24 protein-coding genes are annotated in these 24051 nt (G+C 49.6%); 12 read left to right on the forward strand and 12 right to left on the reverse strand.

What is annotated here, in order from left to right; all coding sequences use genetic code 11:
- Positions 1–63 precede the first annotated feature (63 nt).
- The gene (locus tag FH968_RS06400; protein ID WP_139878305.1) at positions 64–1683 is read right to left on the reverse strand and encodes a phosphoethanolamine transferase; all 1620 of its coding nucleotides are present in this window, start codon (positions 1681–1683) and stop codon (positions 64–66) included.
- 433 nt (positions 1684–2116) lie between these two features.
- Between FH968_RS06400 and arnB the strand changes: the two genes are divergently transcribed.
- The 7 genes from arnB to arnF are packed head-to-tail and all read left to right on the forward strand — an operon-like array spanning position 2117 to position 9478.
- On the forward strand, positions 2117–3256 hold the full coding sequence (gene arnB / locus FH968_RS06405) for a UDP-4-amino-4-deoxy-L-arabinose aminotransferase (protein WP_139878306.1): 1140 nt from the start codon (positions 2117–2119) through the stop codon (positions 3254–3256).
- 1 nt (position 3257) lies between these two features.
- Positions 3258–4238 (forward strand): undecaprenyl-phosphate 4-deoxy-4-formamido-L-arabinose transferase, encoded by a 981-nt coding sequence (gene arnC, locus FH968_RS06410; RefSeq protein WP_139878307.1) that lies wholly within the window; start codon positions 3258–3260, stop codon positions 4236–4238.
- Positions 4238–6220: a bifunctional UDP-4-amino-4-deoxy-L-arabinose formyltransferase/UDP-glucuronic acid oxidase ArnA gene (gene arnA, locus FH968_RS06415; protein WP_139878308.1), complete on the forward strand. Its 1983-nt coding sequence runs from the start codon at positions 4238–4240 to the stop codon at positions 6218–6220. Before arnC ends, arnA begins: the two co-directional genes overlap by 1 nt.
- Positions 6217–7110, forward strand: coding sequence for a 4-deoxy-4-formamido-L-arabinose-phosphoundecaprenol deformylase (gene arnD / locus FH968_RS06420; protein ID WP_139878309.1), 894 nt, complete (start codon positions 6217–6219; stop codon positions 7108–7110). Before arnA ends, arnD begins: the two co-directional genes overlap by 4 nt.
- 6 nt (positions 7111–7116) lie before the next feature.
- On the forward strand, positions 7117–8778 hold the full coding sequence (gene arnT, locus FH968_RS06425) for a lipid IV(A) 4-amino-4-deoxy-L-arabinosyltransferase (protein ID WP_139878310.1): 1662 nt from the start codon (positions 7117–7119) through the stop codon (positions 8776–8778).
- Entirely contained in the window at positions 8775–9098 is a 324-nt protein-coding gene (arnE, locus tag FH968_RS06430; RefSeq protein WP_139878311.1) for a 4-amino-4-deoxy-L-arabinose-phosphoundecaprenol flippase subunit ArnE, read from the forward strand. Before arnT ends, arnE begins: the two co-directional genes overlap by 4 nt.
- Positions 9098–9478 (forward strand): 4-amino-4-deoxy-L-arabinose-phosphoundecaprenol flippase subunit ArnF, encoded by a 381-nt coding sequence (gene arnF, locus FH968_RS06435; RefSeq protein WP_189389012.1) that lies wholly within the window; start codon positions 9098–9100, stop codon positions 9476–9478. The genes arnE and arnF overlap by 1 nt, the downstream gene beginning before the upstream one ends.
- Before the next feature lie 107 nt (positions 9479–9585).
- On the opposite strand, the gene FH968_RS06440 is transcribed toward arnF, so the two are convergent.
- The 6 genes from FH968_RS06440 to FH968_RS06465 form a co-directional block, all read right to left on the reverse strand.
- Positions 9586–10656, reverse strand: a complete 1071-nt coding sequence (locus FH968_RS06440; RefSeq protein WP_139878313.1) for an ABC transporter ATP-binding protein — start codon at positions 10654–10656, stop codon at positions 9586–9588.
- Positions 10649–12418 (reverse strand): iron ABC transporter permease, encoded by a 1770-nt coding sequence (locus FH968_RS06445; protein WP_139878314.1) that lies wholly within the window; start codon positions 12416–12418, stop codon positions 10649–10651. The genes FH968_RS06440 and FH968_RS06445 overlap by 8 nt, the downstream gene beginning before the upstream one ends.
- A gap of 105 nt (positions 12419–12523) precedes the next feature.
- Complete coding sequence (locus FH968_RS06450) at positions 12524–13612, reverse strand: ABC transporter substrate-binding protein (RefSeq protein ID WP_139878315.1); 1089 nt, start codon at positions 13610–13612, stop codon at positions 12524–12526.
- A 186-nt stretch (positions 13613–13798) separates the two neighbouring features.
- Positions 13799–14497, reverse strand: a complete 699-nt coding sequence (locus tag FH968_RS06455) for a response regulator (RefSeq protein WP_139878316.1) — start codon at positions 14495–14497, stop codon at positions 13799–13801.
- Positions 14490–16139 (reverse strand): sensor histidine kinase, encoded by a 1650-nt coding sequence (locus tag FH968_RS06460; RefSeq protein WP_139878317.1) that lies wholly within the window; start codon positions 16137–16139, stop codon positions 14490–14492. Before FH968_RS06460 ends, FH968_RS06455 begins: the two co-directional genes overlap by 8 nt.
- A gap of 88 nt (positions 16140–16227) precedes the next feature.
- Complete coding sequence (locus FH968_RS06465; RefSeq protein ID WP_139878318.1) at positions 16228–16704, reverse strand: WbuC family cupin fold metalloprotein; 477 nt, start codon at positions 16702–16704, stop codon at positions 16228–16230.
- 133 nt (positions 16705–16837) lie between these two features.
- On the opposite strand from FH968_RS06465, the gene FH968_RS06470 reads away from it, so the two are divergent.
- Positions 16838–17242 carry an SgcJ/EcaC family oxidoreductase gene (locus FH968_RS06470; RefSeq protein WP_139878319.1) on the forward strand — a complete coding sequence of 135 codons (405 nt, stop codon included), beginning with the start codon at positions 16838–16840 and terminating at the stop codon, positions 17240–17242.
- A 292-nt stretch (positions 17243–17534) separates the two neighbouring features.
- On the opposite strand, the gene FH968_RS06475 is transcribed toward FH968_RS06470, so the two are convergent.
- Complete coding sequence (locus tag FH968_RS06475; protein WP_139878320.1) at positions 17535–18329, reverse strand: SDR family oxidoreductase; 795 nt, start codon at positions 18327–18329, stop codon at positions 17535–17537.
- A gap of 180 nt (positions 18330–18509) precedes the next feature.
- Positions 18510–18965, reverse strand: coding sequence for a helix-turn-helix domain-containing protein (locus tag FH968_RS06480; RefSeq protein ID WP_139878321.1), 456 nt, complete (start codon positions 18963–18965; stop codon positions 18510–18512).
- Positions 18966–19133: 168 nt separating this feature from the next.
- Between FH968_RS06480 and agp the strand changes: the two genes are divergently transcribed.
- Positions 19134–20384: a bifunctional glucose-1-phosphatase/inositol phosphatase gene (gene agp / locus FH968_RS06485; protein ID WP_139878322.1), complete on the forward strand. Its 1251-nt coding sequence runs from the start codon at positions 19134–19136 to the stop codon at positions 20382–20384.
- Between the two features lie 40 nt (positions 20385–20424).
- On the opposite strand, the gene FH968_RS06490 is transcribed toward agp, so the two are convergent.
- Both FH968_RS06490 and wrbA read right to left on the reverse strand, forming a co-directional pair.
- Positions 20425–20652, reverse strand: coding sequence for a YccJ family protein (locus FH968_RS06490; protein WP_139878323.1), 228 nt, complete (start codon positions 20650–20652; stop codon positions 20425–20427).
- Between the two features lie 15 nt (positions 20653–20667).
- A complete protein-coding gene (wrbA, locus tag FH968_RS06495; RefSeq protein ID WP_139878324.1) occupies positions 20668–21264 on the reverse strand; it encodes an NAD(P)H:quinone oxidoreductase in 597 nt (198 codons plus the stop codon).
- Positions 21265–21646: 382 nt separating this feature from the next.
- Between wrbA and FH968_RS06500 the strand changes: the two genes are divergently transcribed.
- The 3 genes from FH968_RS06500 (at position 21647) to rutR (ending at position 23593) form a co-directional block, all read left to right on the forward strand.
- Positions 21647–21823 (forward strand): general stress protein, encoded by a 177-nt coding sequence (locus tag FH968_RS06500; RefSeq protein ID WP_034456279.1) that lies wholly within the window; start codon positions 21647–21649, stop codon positions 21821–21823.
- Between the two features lie 119 nt (positions 21824–21942).
- The gene (locus FH968_RS06505) at positions 21943–22863 is read left to right on the forward strand and encodes a DMT family transporter (RefSeq protein ID WP_139878325.1); all 921 of its coding nucleotides are present in this window, start codon (positions 21943–21945) and stop codon (positions 22861–22863) included.
- An 85-nt stretch (positions 22864–22948) separates the two neighbouring features.
- Positions 22949–23593, forward strand: a complete 645-nt coding sequence (gene rutR, locus FH968_RS06510) for an HTH-type transcriptional regulator RutR (RefSeq protein ID WP_139878326.1) — start codon at positions 22949–22951, stop codon at positions 23591–23593.
- On the opposite strand, the gene FH968_RS06515 is transcribed toward rutR, so the two are convergent.
- A complete protein-coding gene (locus tag FH968_RS06515; protein WP_370451480.1) occupies positions 23590–23997 on the reverse strand; it encodes a lysozyme inhibitor LprI family protein in 408 nt (135 codons plus the stop codon). The two genes, rutR and FH968_RS06515, sit on opposite strands and share 4 nt — an antisense overlap.
- Positions 23998–24051: the final 54 nt, after the last annotated feature.

The following is a 24051-nucleotide window of genomic DNA, read 5'->3' on the forward strand; positions in this document are numbered from 1 at the left end:
GCGTCGTTTGCGGCAACTGATAATTCAGTTGCCGCAAAGGTTTATACCACTATCAACAGTGGGTTAGCTCCGGCATCCACGGAATAAATCCTGCTCGGGGTTATACACACTGGTGCTGATGTCCCAAATCCCAAGCACTGATGAAAACAGGTTGTCATGCGAGTAGGGGTTTTTAGCTGCATTGTTCTGCAAGCAAGTCATGTTGATATGTTTTTCGGCGATGAAGCCTGGTGACATCCACACTTGCATCGGAATATGCGTTTGCTGGTCCGGTGCCAGTTTGTACGGTGTGCCGTGCAGATACAGGCCACTTTCGCCTAATGATTCACCATGATCGGAAACATACAGCAGCACGGTATTATATTGGTCGCTGTATTTTTTCAGTTTTTCAATCATTTGCGCTACGACATAGTCGGTATAACGAATGGTGTTGTCGTAAGTATTGACCAACTGCTCTTGGGTGCAGTTTTCAATATCGCTACGTGCACATTCCGGCATGAAGTGGCGATGTTCGGCAGGGTAACGTCGAAAATAAGTCGGCCCGTGGCTTCCAATAATATGGAATGCCACCAGTTTGTCGCCGGCCATTTTGGCGATTTCGTCATCCAGGCCGTCCAGCATCACTTCGTCATAACAGGTTTTACCGTCACACAGTTTCGCATCGGCAGTCGGCTGAATTTCGACGGTTGGAAGACGGCTACAGACACCTTTACAGCCGCCATCGTTCTCTTTCCAGAGTAGCGAAACACCGGTCTTTTTCACTACGTCGAGGAAGTTTTCACTGTTGTTTGCTTTTTTGCCGTCGTACTCGGTGCGGTTCATATTTGAGAACATACACGGTACGGAAACTGCGGTAGCAGTACCACATGAATGGAAGTCTTTAAACGAAATTACGCCATCTGTCTGGCTGGTAAATGCGTTGGTGTCGCGTGCATAACCGTTCATTGAGAAATTCTGGCTACGCGCAGTCTCACCAATAATCAGGAACATCAGTGTTGGTTTTTCTTTATTGGCGACACGTTTAGCGTCATCACCCAACGTCTGGAAGGGGACTTTGGTCGTAAAGTAAGTGTCCTGAACATAGCGCGTGGTGCTATAGGCATAGTTCGCGGGGATAATCTCTTTGTTTAGCGTCGAGTTATTGCGCCCGACAGAGGCATAATCCTGATAATAAAGCGCGGCAACGCCTGCGATTAACACCAACGACGCCACCATAGATAGTAAACGGTATGCAATACCCTTGTACCATTTTGAAGGGTATTCAATCTTAATTAAAAACAGCAAGATAGCTGGCAATATACCGGTAAGCAGCACCCATAAAATGACTGAGCCATTCAGATAGGAATGGGCTTCTTGCGGATTCGTTTCAATGATGTTTTCGATCATCGTTTGATCAAACATCACTTTATATTTCAGCGTCGCATAACTGACCATTGACCCGGTAACGAGCAGCAGGGCAAAGAAGGGTTTGAGCAGATAACGGATAGAGAAGGGCATGAATACGAAGTTGAGTGCTGCGACCAATACGAACGGTATCGAGATAGCGAAGCCAACTTTCACGTGTTCAAGATGCGATAAAATATCGTAAAAATGCAGTAACACAGGCCAATTGAGTAGGAAGGCGAAAACGGCAGCCAAGAGTAAAACCAGCGGGACAACCTTCATCCTGAAAAGTACAGGCATTCACATCTCCGAGACAAATTTTATTAAATAATTCACTAATGGCAAGGGTTACCTACTAACCTTAATTTAACCTTAGTATATTTCCACATTGAGAATTTATATTTTTTACAGTGTAGCATGTGACTAAAAGATGAAGAGATTCTTGCAAATATGTGAGTTTGTGACGAATTTGCGATTCTCATCACCATTTTTATCAACACTAATTTTTTATCTGTTTTAAACATTCTTAATATTGAACTAAGAAATCTCTGCTAAGTTTCCTGCAACTGAAAAGCAGTTTAGATAGGCACCATTTAGTCACGTTACGAATTAGTTACGTTGTACTTTTATTTAATCAACCTGCTTCATGATGAATAAATTCCCGCGCTTTTGATAAAGCGAATCACTATGCGGACAAATATTATGCTGTGCTTGCTAATTAAAGGATTATTCAATGAGTGAATTTCTGCCCTTCTCGCGTCCCGCAATGGGGCAAGAAGAACTCGCCGCAGTTAGCGAAGTTTTGCAGTCTGGTTGGATAACCACGGGTCCTAAAAATCAGGAACTCGAACAGGCGTTTTGCGAGTTAACCGGCAATAAACATGCTATCGCTGTCAGCTCCGCAACCGCCGGTATGCATGTCGCATTGATGGCTCTGGGCTTACAGGCCGGTGACGAGGTGATTACACCTTCACTTACCTGGGTGTCCACACTGAACATGATTGTGCTACTGGGTGCCGAACCCGTAATGATTGATGTTGATCGTGACACGCTAATGGTCACGCCAGAAAGTATTGAAGCCGCAATCACCCCACGGACTCGCGCTATTGTTCCGGTTCACTATGCGGGTGCTCCAGCCGATATCGACGCCATTCGCGCCATTGGTGAACGCCACGGAATTCCCGTTATAGAAGACGCAGCCCATGCGGCTGGAACTCACTACAAAGGCAAGCATGTAGGTAGCCGTGGCACGGCAATTTTCTCATTCCACGCCATTAAAAATATGACCTGTGCTGAAGGCGGGTTGATTGTTACTGACGACGAGCAATTTGCTAACAAGATGCGCAGCCTGAAGTTTCACGGGCTGGGCGTTGATGCTTTCGACAGACAAGCTCTGGGGCGTGCGCCGCAGGCAGAAGTCATTGCTCCTGGGTATAAATACAATCTCGCTGATATCAATGCCGCGATTGCTTTAGTGCAGTTAAAGAAACTTGAACAAAATAATGCTCGTCGTACAGAAATAGCCGAGCGTTATTTGGCCGAGCTGGCAAATACCCCTTATTTACCGCTTATTCATCCCCAATGGCAGCATAAGCATGCCTGGCATCTTTTTATTATTCGTGTTGATGAATCGCGCTGCGGGATTACCCGTAATGAGCTTATGGATGCTCTGAAAGCGAAAGGAATCGGCACCGGTTTGCATTTCCGAGCAGCCCACACGCAGAAATACTACCGTGAACGCTACCCGACACTCTCTTTACCTGACACAGAATGGAACAGCGAACGTATTTGCTCCATTCCTTTATTCCCAACGATGTCTGATGACGATGTCACCCGCGTAATCACAGCCTTACGTGAAGTTGTAGGAAAATAATATGACGAAAATAGAACCCATCCACAAAGTGTCCGTGGTGATCCCGGTTTATAACGAACAGGAAAGTTTGCCTGAGCTTATCAAGCGGACCACTGCCGCTTGCGAAACTCTGGGTAAAGATTACGAAATTTTGTTGGTAGATGACGGCAGTAGTGACAACTCTGCTGAAATGTTAAACGATGCCGCGCGAGCACCTGGCAGCCACATCGTTGCAGTATTGTTGAACCGAAATTACGGGCAACACAATGCGATTATGGCCGGTTTTAGCCATGTCACCGGGGACTTGATTGTCACTCTGGATGCCGATTTGCAAAACCCACCGGAAGAGATTCCTCGCCTGGTGGCAAAAGCTGATGAAGGTTATGACGTAGTCGGTACAGTGCGCCAGAACCGCCAGGATACCTGGTTTCGCAAACGCGCTTCTCGCCTGATTAACCGCCTGATTCAAAGCACCACCGGTAAAGCGATGGGCGATTACGGCTGCATGTTGCGTGCTTATCGCCGCCACATCATCGACGCGATGCTCAACTGCCATGAACGCAGCACCTTTATTCCGATTCTTGCTAACACTTTTGCTCGTAAAGCGACTGAAATTCCGGTTCATCACGCAGAGCGTGAATTCGGTGATTCCAAGTACAGCTTTATGCGCCTGATCAATCTGATGTACGACCTGGTCACTTGCCTGACTACCACACCTCTGCGCATGCTCAGTGTCTTCGGCAGCGTTATTGCACTGGCCGGTTTTGCGCTTTCTGTTTTGCTGGTGGTATTGCGCCTGGCATTCGGCCCGCAATGGGCTGCGGAAGGGGTGTTCATGCTGTTTGCGGTGCTGTTTATGTTCATCGGCGCACAGTTTGTTGGCATGGGTCTTCTGGGCGAATACATCGGGCGTATCTATACCGATGTGCGTGCCCGGCCTCGTTACTTTATTCAGCGCGTAGTTAGCCGCGACACCGTTTCAACTTCACAGGAAAATCACTAATGAAAGCTGTTGTATTTGCTTATCACGATATTGGGTGCGCGGGTGTTGATGCGCTGGTTGCTGCTGGTTTCGAAATCACGGCTATTTATACTCATCCAGACTCACCGTCTGAGAACCATTTCTTTGGCTCGGTTGCGCGTACCGCCGCAGAACATGGCATTCCTGTTTATGCACCCGAAGATGTGAATCACCCATTGTGGGTTGACAGAATTAAATCTACGCAACCAGATGTCATCTTCTCTTTCTATTACCGTAACTTGCTGTGCGATGAAATCGTAAATAGCGCAACGGTTGGCGCGTTTAATCTACATGGTTCTTTGCTGCCAGAGTACCGTGGCCGTGCGCCGCTGAACTGGGTGTTGGTGAAAGGCGAAACCGAAACTGGCGTTACCCTTCATCGCATGGTTAACCGTGCCGATGCTGGCGCCATTGTGGCGCAGCAGCGTGTGGCTATCACCCCAGAAGAAACGGCATTAACGCTGCATCATAAATTGCGTGAAGCCGCGTCCGACTTGCTGGAAGATATTCTGCCAGTTATCAAAACCGGGCATTACCCGCAGTATGAGCAAGACAACAGCAAAGCCAGCTATTTTGGCCGCCGTACTCCGCAAGACGGTTGCATCAACTGGAGTGCACCTGCTAGCGAAATAAACAACCTGATACGTGCAGTGACCAATCCATGGCCGGGTGCGTTTGGCTATGTGGGTGGCAGTAAATTTATCGTCTGGAAAGGTCGCGTGCTGGAAAATACCTCCGGCGCGAAAGCAGGCACAGTCTTGTCCGTAAACCCGCTGGTTATCGCTGCAGGTGAGGGCGCGCTGGAAATTATTACCGGACAGGCCGAAAACGGCGTCTACATGCAGGGCGCGCAACTGGCGCAAAGCCTCGGTTTGGTAGCCGGTGCAATCATCAGCAGCCAGCCGGTTTCAGCGATTAAACGTCGTACTCGCGTGTTGATCCTCGGTGTGAACGGTTTCATCGGTAACCACCTGACAGAGCGCTTACTGCAAGACGATAACTTCGAAGTTTACGGGTTGGATATTGGCTCCGATGCGATTTCCCGTTTCCTCGGTAACTCACGTTTCCACTTTGTGGAAGGTGACATCAGTATTCACTCCGAGTGGATTGAATACCACATCAAGAAATGTGACGTGGTGCTGCCTTTGGTTGCTATCGCCACTCCGATTGAATACACCCGTAACCCACTGCGCGTATTCGAGCTGGATTTTGAAGAAAACCTGAAAATCATCCGTGACTGTGTGAAATACCAGAAACGCATTATTTTCCCTTCTACTTCAGAAGTTTATGGCATGTGTACCGACAAAGTGTTCGATGAAGATAACTCGAACCTGATCGTTGGGCCAATCAACAAACAGCGCTGGATTTACTCTGTTTCCAAGCAACTGCTTGACCGTGTTATCTGGGCTTACGGCGAGAAAGAAGGCTTGCGCTTTACACTGTTCCGTCCGTTCAACTGGATGGGACCACGCCTTGATAACCTGAATGCTGCGCGCATCGGTAGCTCAAGGGCTATCACACAGTTGATTCTGAACCTGGTGGAAGGTTCGCCGATTAAGCTCATTGATGGCGGTAAACAAAAACGCTGCTTTACCGATATCAGCGACGGTATCGAAGCGCTGTTCCGCATTATTGAGAACAAAAACAGCAACTGTGACGGGCAAATTATCAACATTGGTAACCCGGATAACGAAGCGAGTATAAAAGAGCTGGCGCAAATGCTGTTGGAAAGTTTTGAGAAGCATCCGCTGCGCGGCCACTTCCCTCCGTTTGCTGGTTTCCGTGAAGTAGAAAGCAGCACTTACTACGGCAAAGGTTATCAGGACGTTGAACACCGTAAGCCAAGCATTCGTAACGCGCACCGCTTACTAAACTGGACGCCAACCGTTGAGATGGAAAAAACCATCGACGAAACCCTGGACTTCTTCCTGAAAACAGTTGAACTGACGGATCCTCAGGCATGAGAAAAGTTGGCCTGCGCATTGATGTAGATACATGGCGGGGAACCCAACAAGGGGTTCCGCAACTTCTTGAGATCTTAAGTTTGCACGGTATTCAGGCCACTTTTTTCTTTAGCGTCGGCCCGGATAACATGGGCCGTCACTTGTGGCGGCTGGTGAAACCGCAATTTTTGTGGAAGATGCTGCGGTCTAAAGCCGCATCACTTTACGGTTGGGATATTTTGCTGGCGGGTACCGCGTGGCCGGGGCGTAAAATCGGCTCCGGAAACGCGGCGATAATCGCGGCGACAGCGGATCACCACGAAGTGGGTTTGCATGCCTGGGATCACTTTGCCTGGCAAACCTGGGCTGGCGTCTGGGACAACAGCCAACTGGAAAAGCAAATCCGTCTCGGGCTTGATGCGTTAAGTGTCATCATCGAACAGCCTGTTACTTGCTCAGCAGTAGCAGGCTGGCGTGCCGACCAGCGCGTAGTACGGGCGAAACAGCCGTTCGGCTTCACCTACAACAGTGACTGCCGTGGAACGACACCATTTCTCCCGTTATTAACCGATGGCAGCACGGGAACGGTACAAATTCCAGTGACATTGCCTACCTGGGATGAAGTCATCGGTGATGGTGTCAGCCGCGAAGACTACAACCGTTTTATTCTCGACCGCATTAAACAAGACACCGGTACGCCGGTGTACACCATCCATGCTGAAGTGGAAGGTATTGTGATGCGTAATGATTTTAATGAGCTCCTTACTATGGCCGCACTTGAGGGTATCGAGTTTTGCCCTTTAAGTGAGTTACTACCCGACGATCTCACCACTCTGCCCGTAGGCAAAGTGGTGCGCGGTGTTATCCCCGGTCGTGAAGGCTGGCTGGGTTGCCAACAACTTCTCGGATAAAAACGGATGAAATCAGTTAAGTATTCGATTGTTCTGCTAATGGGTTTTGCTCTGCTTTACCTGCTCCCTTTAGAATTCCGCGCTTTATGGCAACCAGATGAAACCCGTTATGCTGAGATAAGCCGCGAAATGTTGGCGGCAGGAAACTGGATTGTCCCGCATTTTCTGGATGTGCGTTATTTCGAAAAACCGGTTGCTGGGTACTGGATTAACAATATCAGCCAGCTGATTTTCGGCCATAACAACTTTGCCGTGCGTTTTGGCTCGGTCTTTTCAATTACGTTAAGTGCGCTTATGGTGGCGTGGCTGGCATTGCGTTTGTGGCGCGATAAAACCGTAGCTGTCTTGTCTGGCGTGATTTTCCTGACTTGTCTGCTGGTTTATGGCGTAGGCACTTATGCGGTGCTTGACCCGATGATCACGCTGTGGCTGGTTGCGGCTATGTGCAGCTTCTGGCTGGGCGCGAATGCACAAACCAATGCAGGGAAAGCAGGCGGCTATATTCTGCTGGGCCTGGTTTGCGGCATGGGCGTAATGACAAAAGGTTTTCTGGCGCTCGCTGTGCCAGTGCTGGGTGTCTTACCGTGGGTGATTGCGCAAAAACGCTGGAAAGAAGTGTTGTTGTTTGGGCCACTCGCCATTCTGAGCGCTATTGCTATTACCTTGCCCTGGGCGCTGGCAATTGCCAAAGCAGAACCCACTTTCTGGCACTACTTCTTCTGGGTCGAGCATATTCAACGTTTCGCTGAGAAAGATGCTCAACACAAAGCGCCATTCTGGTACTACATTCCGTTCCTGATTGCGGGTTGTTTGCCGTGGCTTGCATTATTGCCCGGCGCACTTAAACGTGGCTGGCAAGAACGCAAAGTTGAAAGCGGGTCGCTTTATGTGCTGGGTTGGGTGGTTATGCCGTTGCTGTTCTTTAGCATCGCGAAAGGCAAATTACCTACCTATATTTTGCCGTGCTTCGCTCCGTTGGCTATTTTACTGGCACGTCATGCCACGCAGTTGCTTGCAACATCACGCACGCTAAAAATCAACGGCTGGATCAACATGGTTTTTGGCGGCATTTGCACGGTAGTTGTGCTTGTGGTGCTGGCTCCGTGGGGTGTGGCAAAGCATCCTGTTTATGCCAATCATGAAGTGCTGAAAGTCATTCAGGCGAGCATTGCTTTCCTGGTGTGGGCGCTGGTGGGATATTTCACCACACGTAATAACGCCAAATTCTGGCAGTGGGCGGCGTTATGTCCACTTGGCCTCGCGTTATTAGTTGGTGGTGTTATCCCGGAAAAAGTCGTTGACTCCAAACATCCACAAGTGTTTATCGACATGGTTCGCCCAGAACTGTCGGGTAGCCGTTACATACTTGTCGATAGCGTGGGAGTAGGGGCGGGTATCGCCTGGGAATTAAAGCGCGATGACATCACGCTTTATGCAAAACCGGGTGAGCTGAATTATGGTCTGACGAATTTCGATGATGCGAAAGATAACTTTGTCTCGCGCGAAGATTTTGCTGGCTGGCTGGCTGAACATCGCAAAGAAGGTAACGTGTCGCTGGTGATGCTGTTATCGAAAGACAAAGTGCCGGAAGACCATGATTTGCCAACACCAGACCACCTGTATCGCAAAGGGCGGTTTGTTCTCTTCTTCTACGAAAAAGCGCCATGAGTTATCTGCTCATTGTGCTGGCAAGTTTACTGAGTTGTGGTGGCCAGCTTTGTCAGAAGCAGGCCACGTACAGGCTCGGTCGTCGGCACTTGTTTGGCTGGTTGGCACTAAGTGTTTTGTTGCTCGGCTGCGCGATGTTGCTCTGGTTGCTGGTGCTACAGCGCGTGCCAGTTAGCGTGGCTTACCCGATGCTAAGCCTGAACTTTATCTTTATTACGCTTGCTGCGCGTTTCATCTGGCATGAGCCAGTATCAATTAGGCACTGGCTGGGCGTGGTGCTGATTATCGGCGGCATTATTATCATGGGGAACGTTGCCTGATGGGCTATTTTTGGGCATTGATGAGCGTGCTGCTGGTCAGTTGCGCTCAGCTCATCATGAAATGGGCAATGATGACGCTGCCACCTGTCTCTCAACATGCAGAACTGCTTATGGCGTTTTTGAGTCTCAGTTCTGGCGCACTGGCGCTTTTCGTTGGGCTGTTTGCCTATGTCTTTTCGATGGGCTGCTGGTTTCTGGCGTTGCGGCGCATTGCGCTGAGCAAAGCCTATCCGCTGCTGAGTTTAAGCTACGTGCTGGTGTGGGCGACGGCTATTTGGCTACCATGGCTCAATGAGAGCTTTAGCACGGGGAAACTTGTTGGTGTCAGCGTGATTTTTATCGGGTTGCTGATGGTTTGCCTCCCACAACGCAAGCGCTGAACGTGTTATCCATCACACTGAAATAATCTTTTCGAAAATGAAAATTTTCCTACGAAAGAGTTGAGTCAAAGGATTACCGGGGCGGTCAGTTACCGCCCCTTTGATTATCAGGATTTAGGGAAAATCCAAACATGATCCTCAGGCAATGCCAGGTGGCAATGCTGCGGATCGCGAACTTCAGTGCCATAGGCACGAATGACAAAATCATCGCCTGACGTCCGGAACAGATATTCCCAACGGTCGCCGAGATACATGCTGGTTAGCAGCGGCAATTCAAGTTGATTATCCCCAGGACCCTCTACCAGCAAAACGCGTTCCACACGAATAACCGCGGTTCCTTCCTGACCACTTTGCACACCTTCGCCCGCCATCCCCCACAGCGCCCAACCTTTGCCTTCAATGCGTGCTTTTCCGTCGCGAATCTCCGTCACTTTGCCGTGCAGACGGTTGTTACTACCCATAAACTCTGCGGTAAACAGAGTTTTTGGTGAGCCGTACATTTCCTGTGGTGTACCTTGCTGCTCGATTTTGCCGTTGTTGAGCAGCAAAATGCGGTCAGAAATCGCCATCGCTTCATTCTGATCGTGTGTCACCATCAGTGCCGACAAACCGAGTTTGATAATTAGCTCGCGCAGGAATACGCGGGCTTCTTCGCGTAGCTTGGCATCGAGGTTCGACAGCGGTTCATCAAGCAGGATAACCGGCGGGTTATAAACCAACGCACGACCAATTGCCACGCGCTGTTGCTGGCCACCGGAAAGCTGGTGTGGGTGTCGCTTGCCCAAATGCCCAAGGCCAAGTTGGTTCAATACATCCTGAACCCGTTGGGTGATTTCTGCCGCTGAAACTTTTCGCAACTTCAGTGGATAGGCCACGTTCTCAAACACAGTTTTGTGCGGCCAGAGCGCGTAAGACTGAAACACCAGCCCAAGATTACGTTCTTCAGCAGGAATCTCACTGCGCGGCGTGCCGTCATACACTTTGTTTTTGCCGATGATGATCGTGCCCTGCGTGGGCTTTTCCAGCCCGGCGACAGCGCGTAATAAAGTGGTTTTTCCGCTCCCGGAAGGCCCGAGTAAAGAGACAACTTCGCCACGTTTCAAATCCATGGAAACGCCCTTTAACACTGGATTGTCGCCGTAGGTTAAGTGCAGGTTTTCGACCGATAATTCAATCATGTAATTTGACTCCAAAACGAAGGGCGATACCCAAACCCACTACCACCAGCAGGATGTTAATAAAGGAAAGTGCGGCGACAATATCAATAGCACCTGCGGCCCACAGAGAAACCAGCATTGAACCGATGGTTTCAGTACCCGGCGAGAGCAGGTACACACCGGTTGAATATTCACGTTCGAAAATCAGGAACATTAACAACCAAGAGCCAATCAGCCCGTAGCGCGATAATGGAATCGTGACGTGGCGGGTGATTTGCCCACGTGTCGCTCCGGTACTGCGCGCGGCTTCTTCCAGCTCCGGCCCTACCTGTAACAATGTTGAGGAAATCAGTCGTAAACCGTAAGCCATCCACACCACGGTGTACGCCAGCCAGACACTGAAAATAGTACTGCGCAGTGAACGCAGCCAGACCACCAGGTTATCGCGCAGCCACTGCGACCACGGCATACCTGACAGCCAACCCGATTTGAGCGCGTTATCGAGCCACATTGGCAGGAACAGGAACACCCACAGGAACGCCAGACCCGCCAGAAGGCCTGGAACCGCACGCGGCACCAGCACGCTGTAATCGAGGAAGCGTGTTACGCCGTCTGGTTTTCGGTGCATGGCGATGCCGATAAACAGATAACAACCCACCGCCAGTGCGCCACCAATCACGCCGATTGCCATGGAGTTCACAATGGCGCGCAGTAGGTTGGGTTGTTCCCAAATATTGCGGAAAGTGTTGAGTGAGAGTTCGTCCCACAGAGAAACACCGACACCCCAGTTGGAAATAAATGCCCGCAGCATGACGCCAACCAGCGGAACGCCGATGGTGACCGTCAGCCAGAATGCCACCACGGCCCCCGCTACCCAGCGCCATTTCCCCAGTGGTAACGCGCGGGCTTGAGACGCTTTGCCTTTAACCGTCACAAAACGGTTAGCGGTGCGCATCAGCCGACGCTGCAACATCACCAGCGGAATAGTGATGCAAATCAGCACCACGGCAACGGCTGCCATCAGATGATAAGACGGCGTGCCGAGCTTATTGGTTAGCTGGTACAAATAGGTTGCCAGCACCATGTTGCCTTCCGGGTCGCCTAATACCAGCATCAGGCCAAACACTTCCAGCCCGAGAAAGAACAGCAATACAGTGGCGTAAAGAATCGATGGGCGTACCATCGGCAGACTGACGGCTGTCATGACCTGTAATGGTGAAGCACCCGCTGTACGCGCGGCTTCTTCAACATCAGAACCCACACTGCGCAGCGCCGATGAAATATAGAGATAAGCATGGGGGACGTGGGTCAGACCAGCTATCACTACGATGCTCGACATGTCGTAGATATTCCACGGCACAAAACCAATCAGGGATTGTGCCCACAGCGAGAAGAAACCTACTGGCCCTGCGGCAACCACATAGCCAAAACCTAATACCATCGGTGAGACAAAAATCGGTACCAGGATCAGCGGCTCAATCACGCGACGGCCTGGTAAATCAGTGCGTACCATCAGGAATGCCAGAATTCCCCCAAGCGGAATGGCAATCACCACCAACCCGAACGCCAGAATAAACCCGCTTTTTAGTGCTCTGTAGAAATCAGGGTCGGTAAAAATGAATCCGAAAGATTCGAGGCTCCACTCTTTCGACGGGGAAAAGAATGGTGCGGAGAGAAAACTTTGTATCACGATGAACGACAGCGGAATGTAGATAACCAACGTCGTTATCAACACCACAATGCCGCGCGGCAGGCTCTGCCACTTTCTGAGTAATGCACTCATATGACTTCCTTTCCAACAATCAATGCCGGATGTCGCTGCGCTAATCCGACCTACTCAAGTCTTTCCTGGTGGGTAAGCATCGCGTACCCACCAGGAACGAAAGTCTTATTTTTGAGCAGCAGTGCGCCACTCTTTGATGTAATCCAGACGTTTTTTCTGTTGCAGATATTCCAGCAAGGTTTCATCAACCGGAATAGGCTTGAGCGATTTCCCCAACATTTTGGTCAGGCCGTCAATGTCGTTTTTACCTTCGATATCGTTACGAATTGACGGGATGTCGGCCTGATTTGCCAGAATGCTTTGGCCTTTTTCAGACAGCACGTAGTCCAGCCACAGTTTTGCCGCGTTGCTGTTTTGGGATTGCTGGCTGATGAACGAGACGCGTGACAGCACCAGGGTGTAATCCTTCGGATAGGAAATCCCAAGTGACGGGTCAGTTTTGGCGCGGGCTTCGGCATAAGAACCCAGAATGTTAAAGCCAATCAGGTTTTCGCCGGATGACACCCTTTCCATCATCGTACCGGTAGAAGACTGTACCGACAGGCCACCTTTAGCGACATCAGCCAGCGTTTTGAAGTAATTCGGATCGGCTTTGAAATCCTGCACCGAAAGCATGAACCCAAGTCCCGATTTCTCGATGTCGTAGGTAGTGACTTTTTTGCTGAATTTTTCGGTCTGGCTGGCAATCAATTTCGCCAGTGCAGCATGCGAGTCCGGCACATCGCTGGCAGGGATCAGGCGTTTGTTATAGATAAACACCACTGGCTCATAAGTTGTGCCATAAGCTTTGTTGTTCCATACCGCCCATTTTGGCAGTTGGCCCTGCTCAGGTGATTTGTATTCCTGTGCATAGTCGGTTGCAAGCTTCAGCGCGGTGTCCATTGAAGAACTCCAGACTACGTCGCCGCTAGTACCACCGGAGGCTTGTTCACTGATAAAACGGTTGTACAGCTCTGTGCTGTTCATGTCGTTGTATTCAACTTTGATGCCCGGATAGGCCGCTTCGAAGCCTTGAATCAGTGGCCCGGCAGCTTTGGTATCGGTGGTGGAGTAAATCACCACTTTGCCTTCTTTAGTCGCGGCATCGACGACTTTTTGATAGTCAGCGGGATAGCCCTGAGGCAGTGCAGACATTGCAGAAGAAGACATCAGAACAGCAGTAGCAAGCAGAGAGATGTGAAATTTATTCGACATTATTGTTAACCTTCTAGTTACATTTGAGGAACTAAAAAGAAACATAACGCATAACATCTGACAGGTAATAGCTGGAAGATTGCTATCTTTCTGAATTGTGATTGTCGGCGTTTTTTAGGCAATTAACACCATAAACACCACGGAACGAGGGAAGAACCCGGCCACTTAAATGGCCTGTATACACTTTCAATCGTCAGAAACTTTGCGGTAAAGACGCCTTGGATGGCCGATATTTCCGTACAGCATCTCAACGCCGATAAAGCCAATTTCCACACAGTATTCAAGATAGCGGCGACCTGTGGTTTTGCTGATCCCGACCTCTTCCACAACCTGTTCTACCGACCAACTGGTGTCCGGGTTAGCGGTAAAAACGCGCTGAACGCGTTCCAGAGTATTGCTCTCAATTCCTTTTGTTGACGGGGTTGGCGGGGCTTCGCTGGCTGGCAGATTAAACAGCCGATCCAGTGAACTTTGATCAACCACCTTCACATTGCGTAATGTCTGTACCATTTGCATAAAGCGTTCCAGTGAGGCCTGCAAACGGTGAAAAGACACCGGTTTAATAATGTAATCGAACGCGCCACTGCGCATTGCATGGCTGCAGGTGCGCATATCGCTGGCGGCAGTGATGAAAATCACCGAGCAATCAAAGGTTTTTAGAAGCGGGTCGTCTATTAAATCCACGCCCTGGCCATCCGGCAAATAGTTATCGAGCAGTATCAGGCGTGGCTGATGTAACCGAATCAGGGCGTAGGCCTGTTCAAGCGTCGCGGCTATCCCAACGACGTGCAGATGAAAATTTTGCTCGATAAAATCACGATGCAAACTGGCAAGGTGAGGCTCATCTTCCACAATGACGACATCGAATGTAGTGGTGTTATTCATGGTGTTGCCCTGATGAAACATGGGTCGTGAACGGGACGAAAACCGAAAATATCGTACCCTGCGGAGTATTGTCTGCGATTTCGATGCTACCGCCAGCCTGATGAACGTATCCCGCTACCAGGTAAAGGCCGATACCATGTTCCGAACCACCCATTTCGTGGTCGTTAGACGGTTTGCTGGTGACGCCTTGTTCAAAAATATGCGGTTTCAGCGCATCATCCACGCCGCAGCCTCTGTCGGCTACTTCAATTAGTAGCTCCTGATTTCTGTCTGAAATATACAGTTCTACCGGTGATGAAGCGTTATGGGCTTTCAGCGTGGCATCGACGGCGTTATCCAGCAAATTGCCAATAACCGACATTAATTCAGTTTCGCTGATTGTCGCTGGAATACGGGTTAACTGGCAGGCAGGATCGAACGCCAGCTCGATGCCTTTTTCCCGCGCACTGACGTATTTCCCCAGCAGCAGGCCGCACAATGCAGGTGATGTGAAACGTGCTGAGACAAAATCCAGCACTTCTTGAGCGCCTGCGGATTGCGCTTGAATATAACTCATCGCATCGTCATAACGCTGCATGTGCAATAAACCAGCCAGCGTCGCGGTCCAATTCAATTGTTCGTGCCGCATAATGCGCAGATTATCGGCATAGCGTTTCACCTGGCTTAACTGGCGGCTCAAGGTATTAATGTCGTTTTTGTCACGGAAACTAAACACCCAGCCGCTTTCAGTGCCGGGTTCCAGTTTGATAGGTACGCGGTTAACGATCATCTGCCGCTGATTCAATACGGTGACCTGATCGTGATAGCTGCTATTTTCTGTTCCGCTTTGGGTGAAAAATGCCGGTGGAGTCTGCAACACATCTTCCAGCGGTTTTCCAATGAGTTCACTTTCGGTCTGTCGAATGTCGAGCAACTCTCTTGCGGCGCGGTTAATTAATATCAGCTGCTTCTCGGCGTTAATGGCAAAGACACCTTCATACATCGCTTCGAGCAAGGCTTTTTGTTGCAACACCAGCAGCGCGATATCTTTGGGTTCAAGCCAAAGCATTTGTTTTTTGACGTTGCGGGTAAACATCCACGAAAAAATAAACAGTAGCGCCAGGAGCAACAGACCGTATAGACCCGCCTGCCAGAGAAGGCGGGAACTAATATTGTCGATATAGGAAGTGAGATAACCGACCGAGACGATACCGATAACCTGTTTATTCGCATTGAAGATCGGTGCTTTGCTGCGTAATGAAAAACCGATACCGCCCTGGCGTGCGGAAATAATGGTTTTCCCTTGCAGAACTTCGGCATTATCACCACCGATCATCGGTAAATGAAGGCGTTCCGGTGATTCCGAGTGATAAAGATGTTGCTCGCGTACGTCGCCAATCACGATATAACTGGCATCACTTTGGTCGCGCAGCGGCTGAATTAAACGGGCAATTGCCGCCACATCGCGCGCTGCCACATATTCCGCAAGTCCTGGCATCAGTGCTATTTCGCTAGCCTGAACGCGTGCGCGTTGCCCCAGATCGTGATGCAGTTGTTTGTCGATAACATGAAATAAAATCGCGCCCAGCAGCGCTAGCAGTAGGCAGGAAAATACCACCAGAGATAAAAAGAGTTTTACCTGAAAAGGTAATCTACGTGTCATACGACCTGCTGCAGGAAAACAAAAGAGGCACATCGAATGAGCGTATCACGCGGAGTTGGGGGAATGAACTCCGCGCATAAGGCAGGAATTACAATTTGAAGCCGCCGTCACCAATTTGCGCTATTGCATACCATTTCATCAGCTCAGATGTGCCAGGTTCACCTTCGGCGGGTGCCCAGGATGCAGAATCTTGTTCTGTGACTGGTTGATAACCACCGTGTTTCACTTCAAAAATAATACCGCCATTGTCCAACGACAACACCGCGTGCCAGGTTCCGGCATCCATCTCAAGCGCCATGCATTCTTCACCTAAAATGACACGCTCAGTCACGGTGCCGTTATCATCAAAATTCAACACCAGAAAGCGCCCGCTCAGTGGAATCAGTAGTTCAAATGTGTGTGGATGGCGGTGCGGGCGAATATAGGTGCCTGGCTCCATAGCGATAGCCAAACGCTGCACAGGATCGCTCAATTCCGGGTGAAAATTACGGTGGGCACGTAAGCGGGGCGCACGCGCTGCCGCTTCACTCTGTTGTTGCATGTCACTAAGGGTAATTTGTTTCATATATGCCGCCTGAAGTTAGGTCTGATGAAAGCGATACCACAGATTAACAGCAGCCTTGTAGTCAGGAAAGGTGGCAAGCTCGCAATCGATGGTATGGTAAGAACAAACCACTCATTTTTCAGGAGATCTGTATATGCAGCCACATCCAATACGGCAGATTATTGAGTCATGCGATAAGGCTATATCAGCTAAAGATTTTGACTCTCTTATGGAGTACTACGCGGATGACGCCGCTCTGGTTGTTAAGCCGGGCATGATTGCGAAGGGGAAAGACAATATCCGCAAGGCGTTCATTGCCATCTCAGATTACTTCCAGGGGAATCTCGTCGTAGAACAGGGCGAAATGCAGGTTATCGAAGGGAGTGGGAATGCTCTGGTCATCATGGAAACGGTGTTGCGTTTTCCTGATGGTAAAGGTGGAAAGGTTGAGACTACGCGCCGAGCAACGTATGTATTTCGGCAAGAAAGCGACGGCCGCTGGCTATGCACTGTCGATAATTCTTATGGCACTTCTCTTTTGGATGGTGATACGGCCTGAAACACGTTGCGACGGCTCCGAACTTACTCAGAGTAGGCTATCACCAGACTTTCAAGAAAATGCAAGGTTTCAGACATATGGTGGAGAATATTGCCGGTATCAAATATCAGTGCTGCCCAAAGTATAAGTAGAAGGGCCAGTGCCCCAAGAGCAGAATAATTAAGCATTTTCATACGTTATTGATAGAGGATTCTTATTGATATAATTATATCAATCTAACTACAACCTCAATTCAACGAAGTGCCTTTTACAAAATTATGCAAAAAAGCGGGACGAATCCCGCTTTTTACGCTTATTGCTTCTGATAACGCGGTGCGGGAACGCCTGTGCGGGAGGCATCGAATATCCCCAGTCGTGCAGATTCATAAGCTTCCCACAGCGCCAGATCGTGCAGCGGCGGCACGGTAACTTCTTCGCCCTGGTCAAGGCCCGCCAGTGCGGCATCAACCATATTTTCGGCAGTCATGATGGAATCAGGTGCTAAATGATCCATTGATACGCCAGAAACATCCCAAATTTCCGTGGCAGTAACTGCAGGCAATACAGCTTGAATGCGCACATTGCTACCAGCAATTTCTTGCTGCAATCCGCGAGTGAAATTCAGCACATAGCCTTTGGTGCCGCTATACACGGCACTACCTGCGATGGCATGGAGTGAAACCACCGAAGCGATGTTGATAATGGTACCGCTATTTTGTGCCTGAAAGCGGGTGAGGGCGACAAGGCTTAATCGAGTCAACGCGGTGATATTGAGCGTGATGTCTGCCTCATGTAATTCAGCGTTGCCTGCGGTAAATGCGGCAAGATGCGCAGTTCCGGCATTATTGACCAGCACTTTAAGCCCTTCAGTGCTATGTAACGCGTCTTCAACCACGCTAATACCTTCATCACTTGCCAGGTCTGCTGGCAGCGTCTGAACTGAAATACCGTAAAGCGATTCTAATTTTGCGGCCAGTTCGCGCAGTCTTTCTTCACGGCGGGCAACGAGCAGCAGTGAGTAGCCGCGAGCAGCGAAGCGCTCTGCATATACCGCGCCAATGCCTGAAGATGCGCCGGTTATTACTGCAACAGAATGAGAAGTGGTCATGGTAGCCTCGTCAGTGAAAGATGTTGTGGTTTAATAATGAAACTAAATTAAAGGTAGGTTGAATGGTTTTATAATGCAACCATATTGCGTCGGTTTTTCTACTTCTGCGTTGGGACTAATACGGCCTGAAAAAATAAGCGCCCTAATTTCAGGCGCTTGGGTACATTTGGGGAATGGAAATTATTCGGCGGGAACGGTACTGCGTTCAAGGACTACTTCATCGGGTGTAATCGTGCGCCCATCTTGAGCTTGCAACGTAAGTTTTCTCAGCGGTTGATGATGCTTGTTGTCGACCAGGATGTTACATTTTTCTTTACTATCAAAAAGATATTCACCACCCCATTGCGACAGTGCAACCAATACCATTTGCAGCGCGCGTCCTTTTTCAGTCAGCACATACTCATTCCAGGCGCTGCCATCGGTTGCCGGGCGCACAGCCAAAATCCCTTGCTCAACGAGCTGTTTTAACCGCTGAGTCAGCATATTTTTGGCGATGCCGAGGCTTTTCTGGAACTCACCAAAACGTGTCAGGCCATTTAAAGCATCGCGCACGATCAGTAACGTCCACCAGTCGCCGATGATATCCAGCGTTCGGGCGACCGAGCAGGTACTGCCTTCCAGACTTTTGCGTTTCATTGATTCTCCCTGGCAAATCGTTATCTGGTTTTATTATAAAACCTATTTACTGCATTGAGTAGTTTTCCTTCACCCTGTGATTTTGCGATCGACTCAAAAGGCGGCATAGCTATTTTCTGCCACACTGTATTTGGCATTTTTGTGCAATAACCTCTTGAGGATTAAGGGATGAATAAAAAAACGATCGCGGCATTACTGACTTTGACTTGCTTCGCCCCTGCATTGGCGCAAGCCGAAACAACGCCACAGGGTTATCAGCTCGAACAAGTTCTATTAATGAGTCGCCATAACCTGCGCGCGCCGCTCGCCAATAATGGCAGCGTATTAGAACAGTCTACCGCGCAATCCTGGCCTGAATGGGATGTTCCTGGCGGCCAGCTCACCACTAAGGGTGGCGTGCTGGAAGTGTATATGGGGCATTATCTGCGCGAGTGGCTTGCGGAGCAGGGTTTAGTGAAAAGTGGTGAATGTCCAACGCCACAAAGTGTTTACGCCTACGCCAACAGTTTGCAGCGCACCGTTGCAACGGCACAGTTCTTTATCACTGGTGCTTTTCCTGGCTGTGATGTGCCTGTCCATCACCAGGAAAAAATGGGCACCATGGACCCCACGTTTAATCCCGTCATCACCAACAACTCACCTGAATTTAAGCAAGAAGCGGTGAAGGCGATGGAAGCCCAACGCGAACATTACAAACTCGACGACAGTTACCAGCTTCTTGAGCAAATTGTCGGGTTTAACGACTCGCCAAGCTGTAAAGAAAAACAGAAGTGTTCCTTGACCGCTGAAAAAGACAAATTTAGCGCCAATGCCACGGAAGAACCTGGTGTGAGTGGCCCGCTTAAAGTTGGCAACTCGTTGGTGGATGCCTTTACGCTGCAATATTACGAGGGTATGCCGCTTGATAATGTTGCCTGGGGGAAAATCAAAACTGACGAGCAATGGAAGGTGTTATCGCAGCTGAAAAATGGCTATCAGGATACGTTGTTCACTTCCCCACAAGTTGCACGAAATGTGGCAGCACCGTTGATTAAATATATTCAAAAAGCGCTGGCGGGAAGTGATAACAAAGGGCCAAAAATTACCCTGTTGGTGGGGCATGACTCCAACATTGCGTCATTGCTAACAGCGCTGGATTTCAAACCTTACCAACTGCCGCAACAGTATGAGCGCACGCCAATCGGCGGGAAAATCATGTTCCAGCGCTGGCATGATGCAAATAACAACCGTGATTTGATGAAGGTGGAATACGTTTATCAAAGTACTGAACAATTGCGTAAGGCTGATGTGTTAAGTCTGCAACAACCGCCGCAACGGGTAACGCTCCAGCTTAATGGCTGTCCGACTGATGCGAATGGTTTTTGTCCGTGGGATAAATTTACTGATGTGTTAGCGAAGAGTGTAAAAGAGGCGAAATAAATAATGTGTGACTCCCCCGCATATCGCGGGGGAGTTTCAGTTACACGTTCTTCCGCTCTATGGTTTGCTCGCCCCAGAACAGTGAATCTTTATCTGTCTTTTCAAATGCCAACGTCAGCACCTCGTCGTTGCCATCTTCCCAAATTTTCTCCGCCATTTTTTCGTCGTATTTAGCCACTTCAAAAATAGCCTCTGCGATTTCAGGAGAGGTGTTACGTAAACTCGCCCATTCACCTACGTGATGAGTTTTTGATTGTTGATTCTGCATGTACTCCTCCAGAATTTAACCATTAAGTTTAACGGCAAGGCTTGCTACATGCTCGCCTTGATAACGAGCAATGGAAAGCTCTTCCTGGCTTGGCTGACGCGACCCATCGGCACCGGCAATCGTTGTAGCACCATAAGGCGTCCCACCACGAACCTGAGAGACATCAAACAATTCTTGCGCGGCGTAGCCGATGGGGACAATCACCATCCCGTGGTGAGCAAGAGTGGTCCATGTCGATGAGATTGTGTGTTCCTGTCCGCCGCCAGTGCCTGTTGAACTAAACACGCTGGCAAGCTTGCCGTGCAAACCGCCTGATGCCCATAGACCACCAGTTTGGTCAAGGAAGGTGCGCATCTGGCCGGACATATTACCAAAGCGGGTGGGCGTGCCAAAAATAATGGCGTCGTAATCGGCAAGCTCTTGTGGTGTGGCTTGCGGGGTATTTTGCGTCTTCCCCCCGGCTTTTAAGAAAGCTTCGCCTGACATAGTTTCCGGGACTCGCTTCACTGTGACTTCTGCGCCATCCACTTTCTGAGCACCTTCTGCCACAGCGTGTGCCATGGTTTCGATGTGTCCGTACATTGAGTAATAAAGCACCAGAACTTTAGCCATGTCGCTCACTCCTTACCATTGTCGCAGCGTATTGCTGCACTCCTCTAAAGATATGTGCTGTGGCTCAGAGTGCAAATGAGACGGCGTTTTCATTGATTAAGATTAATTTTCCTTGTGATGAATGAAAATGTTGCATTAAGTCACATTTTCATAAGGTGACTATTTCACTAAAAATAAGAATATCTTATGGATTAAGCGGCAAAAAAATCACCCATTCTGGCGATTACATGTTGCAAGATATTACGATTTGGTGGTCAATTACCCTGACTGCACTAAGCTTAGTTCCACGCGGTAACATCTGTGTAAGCCGCCAGGTGAAAGAATTCTCTTTGACTGAATGCAATATGATGACTTAACTATTTCACCAATCTGGAGGTTAGAAATGGCAAACCATCGTGGTGGGTCAGGTAATTTCGCTGAAGACCGTGAAAGGGCATCAGAAGCAGGTCGTAAAGGTGGCCAACATAGCGGCGGGAACTTCAAAAATGACCCGCAGCGCGCTTCAGAAGCGGGCCAAAAAGGGGGCAAAAATAGCCATGGTAAAGGCAGCAGTAAGTAACTCGCCAGGCTAACCCCAGCCGCCGGTTTTTACCGGCGGTTTTATTTTGTCTCTCCCATTGAAGTGACTGGCGCAAGGTCGCACTATATTCGGCTTGCTTATCTCGTCGTGGTACTTCCATGTCTGCCTTATTGCGTCGCTATCAATTCTCCGTAAAACCTCAAGAAGCGCTCCTGATCCTCATCACCATGTTCTGGGGTGGGACTTTCCTTGCAGTGCAGTATGCAATGACCATGAGCGAGCCGTTTTTCTTTGTCGGTCTACGCTTTGCTACCGCTGCAATGGCTGTCGGGTTGTTGTCGATAAAATCGCTACGCGGCCTGACCTGGCTTGAAGTCAAAGCAGGCGTATTTATCGGGGTTTCCATTGCTATCGGCTACAGCATGCAGACCTGGGGATTACAAAGCATACCCAGCAGTAAATCGGCATTTATCACTGCGATGTATGTTCCGCTGGTGCCCGTTCTACAATGGATTTGTTTGGGGAGAATGCCGGGCATCATGTCCTGGGTGGGTGTGGTGCTGGCATTTATTGGTCTTATCTTCCTTGCGGGGCCAGACGGAACGTCGTTAACGCTTGGTGCAGGCGAAATTATTACGCTTATCAGTGCATTGGCGATTGCCGCCGAAATTATTCTGATTAGTGCCTGGGCAGGCAAAGTTGATATTAAACGTGTCACTGTTGTGCAACTTGCTACCGCCTCGATTGTTGCTTTTGCGACCATGATCCCGGCAGGGGAAAGTGTACCCACGTTTACTCCCGGCTTGCTGGTCATCGCCCTCGGGCTTGGGATTTTTAGCGCGATTATTCAGGTGACGATGAACTGGGCGCAACGCAGCGTGTCGCCAACACGAGCCACGGTGATTTATACCGGTGAACCAGTATGGGCCGGAATTTTCGGTCGCATGGCGGGAGAGCGCTTACCCATGCTGGCGCTGCTAGGTGGTGCATTGATAGTGCTGGGTGTTTTGGTTAGTGAGCTAAAACTTAAGCGTAAGAAAAAGGCGCCGTTGCTGGTGCCTGAAGAAAAAGGGTTGTAGGGCTATCTTTCCGGGTGTGGCTAAGTGCCCCGACCTACGAAAGAAGTTTGTCATCAGTGAGCAAAACGGAATAAAGAGAGAGCGCATGGCACAAGGTGCGGCAGCAACGAAAGAAACCGGACGACGTGCAAAAGCGGTTGCGGCGAAAAAGCAGGCTATTTTGGCGGCAGGACTGGAGTTTTTCTCCCAATATGGCATTCATGGCACCAGTATCGAAAAGGTGGCGGAGCGTGCGGAAGTGTCAAAAACTAACCTTCTTTATTATTACCCCTCAAAAGAAGCGCTTTATGTCGCCGTGCTCAAACAGATTCTGGATATCTGGTTGGCACCATTGCGCGCGTTTCGTGAAGATTTACAGCCACTGGTAGCAATTGGTGAATACATCCGTCTGAAACTGGAAGTGTCGCGTGATTATCCGCAGGCCTCTCGTTTGTTTTGCCTTGAAATGCTGCAAGGTGCACCGTTGTTGAAAGGGGAGTTGACCGGAGATTTGAAATCTCTTGTCGATGAGAAATCGGCGATCATTGCCGGTTGGGTTGAGAGTGGCAAACTGGCGGCGGTCGATCCGCATCATTTGATCTTTATGCTGTGGGCAACCACGCAGCACTACGCTGACTTCGCAAGCCAGGTTGAAGCGGTGACGGGCAGCAATTTACATGATGAAGCATTTTTCCGCCGCACGGTAGAAAACGTGCAGCGAATGATTATTGAAGGGATTAGGGTGCGTTAGTGCGGATGGAAAACACAGCTGATATCGCCTTCCTCGCAATGCAACGTGCTTTTCAGCAGTTCCGTACGTTCACGTGTTTTATCCGCCATGCACTGGGCGTGTACCATCGGGGCAACCGATGCACCGTCAGCGCCAGAGGTTAAGAAAGCACAGTCGGCATCGCGAAAGGCAATCCATGCATTTTGCGCTGCTTTTAACTGCATAGTCTGCGTATCGGTGGCGAGCTTCATGGCCTGTTTATAGGTTTGATTGAGCAAATCATCCTGTTTTTGGTACTCGTTGCTGTAGCACTCGTTGAGCCCAGCCTGTGAAGTGGCAGAGTCGCAACTGTCAGCCAAAACGTTTGCGCTCCAGACTATACTCAACGACAGTCCTGTAATCAGTAAACCAACGCGTTTCATCATCGTTCCTCAAAGAAAAAAGGCTCCTCAAAAGGAGCCTTTTTAGCGTAGTGAAAA

It is taken from the genome of Buttiauxella sp. B2, from assembly GCF_006376615.1.
Taxonomy (GTDB): domain Bacteria; phylum Pseudomonadota; class Gammaproteobacteria; order Enterobacterales; family Enterobacteriaceae; genus Buttiauxella.

Excerpts from the sequence above, each read along its gene's own strand:
- FH968_RS06480 (WP_139878321.1), bottom strand. The coding sequence starts at position 18,965 with ATGAAACGCAAAAGTCTGGAAGGCAGTACCTGCTCGGTCGCCCGAACG.
- agp (WP_139878322.1), top strand. The coding sequence starts at position 19,134 with ATGAATAAAAAAACGATCGCGGCATTACTGACTTTGACTTGCTTCGCC.
- FH968_RS06470 (WP_139878319.1), top strand. The coding sequence starts at position 16,838 with ATGCAGCCACATCCAATACGGCAGATTATTGAGTCATGCGATAAGGCT.
- FH968_RS06400 (WP_139878305.1), bottom strand. The coding sequence starts at position 1,683 with ATGCCTGTACTTTTCAGGATGAAGGTTGTCCCGCTGGTTTTACTCTTG.
- FH968_RS06500 (WP_034456279.1), top strand. The coding sequence starts at position 21,647 with ATGGCAAACCATCGTGGTGGGTCAGGTAATTTCGCTGAAGACCGTGAA.
- FH968_RS06475 (WP_139878320.1), bottom strand. The coding sequence starts at position 18,329 with ATGACCACTTCTCATTCTGTTGCAGTAATAACCGGCGCATCTTCAGGC.
- rutR (WP_139878326.1), top strand. The coding sequence starts at position 22,949 with ATGGCACAAGGTGCGGCAGCAACGAAAGAAACCGGACGACGTGCAAAA.
- FH968_RS06490 (WP_139878323.1), bottom strand. The coding sequence starts at position 20,652 with ATGCAGAATCAACAATCAAAAACTCATCACGTAGGTGAATGGGCGAGT.
- FH968_RS06515 (WP_370451480.1), bottom strand. The coding sequence starts at position 23,997 with ATGATGAAACGCGTTGGTTTACTGATTACAGGACTGTCGTTGAGTATA.
- FH968_RS06460 (WP_139878317.1), bottom strand. The coding sequence starts at position 16,139 with ATGACACGTAGATTACCTTTTCAGGTAAAACTCTTTTTATCTCTGGTG.
- arnE (WP_139878311.1), top strand. The coding sequence starts at position 8,775 with ATGAGTTATCTGCTCATTGTGCTGGCAAGTTTACTGAGTTGTGGTGGC.
- wrbA (WP_139878324.1), bottom strand. The coding sequence starts at position 21,264 with ATGGCTAAAGTTCTGGTGCTTTATTACTCAATGTACGGACACATCGAA.
- FH968_RS06440 (WP_139878313.1), bottom strand. The coding sequence starts at position 10,656 with ATGATTGAATTATCGGTCGAAAACCTGCACTTAACCTACGGCGACAAT.
- FH968_RS06450 (WP_139878315.1), bottom strand. The coding sequence starts at position 13,612 with ATGTCGAATAAATTTCACATCTCTCTGCTTGCTACTGCTGTTCTGATG.
- arnC (WP_139878307.1), top strand. The coding sequence starts at position 3,258 with ATGACGAAAATAGAACCCATCCACAAAGTGTCCGTGGTGATCCCGGTT.
- FH968_RS06505 (WP_139878325.1), top strand. The coding sequence starts at position 21,943 with ATGTCTGCCTTATTGCGTCGCTATCAATTCTCCGTAAAACCTCAAGAA.
- arnA (WP_139878308.1), top strand. The coding sequence starts at position 4,238 with ATGAAAGCTGTTGTATTTGCTTATCACGATATTGGGTGCGCGGGTGTT.
- arnT (WP_139878310.1), top strand. The coding sequence starts at position 7,117 with ATGAAATCAGTTAAGTATTCGATTGTTCTGCTAATGGGTTTTGCTCTG.
- FH968_RS06465 (WP_139878318.1), bottom strand. The coding sequence starts at position 16,704 with ATGAAACAAATTACCCTTAGTGACATGCAACAACAGAGTGAAGCGGCA.
- arnF (WP_189389012.1), top strand. The coding sequence starts at position 9,098 with ATGGGCTATTTTTGGGCATTGATGAGCGTGCTGCTGGTCAGTTGCGCT.
- arnB (WP_139878306.1), top strand. The coding sequence starts at position 2,117 with ATGAGTGAATTTCTGCCCTTCTCGCGTCCCGCAATGGGGCAAGAAGAA.
- arnD (WP_139878309.1), top strand. The coding sequence starts at position 6,217 with ATGAGAAAAGTTGGCCTGCGCATTGATGTAGATACATGGCGGGGAACC.
- FH968_RS06455 (WP_139878316.1), bottom strand. The coding sequence starts at position 14,497 with ATGAATAACACCACTACATTCGATGTCGTCATTGTGGAAGATGAGCCT.
- FH968_RS06445 (WP_139878314.1), bottom strand. The coding sequence starts at position 12,418 with ATGAGTGCATTACTCAGAAAGTGGCAGAGCCTGCCGCGCGGCATTGTG.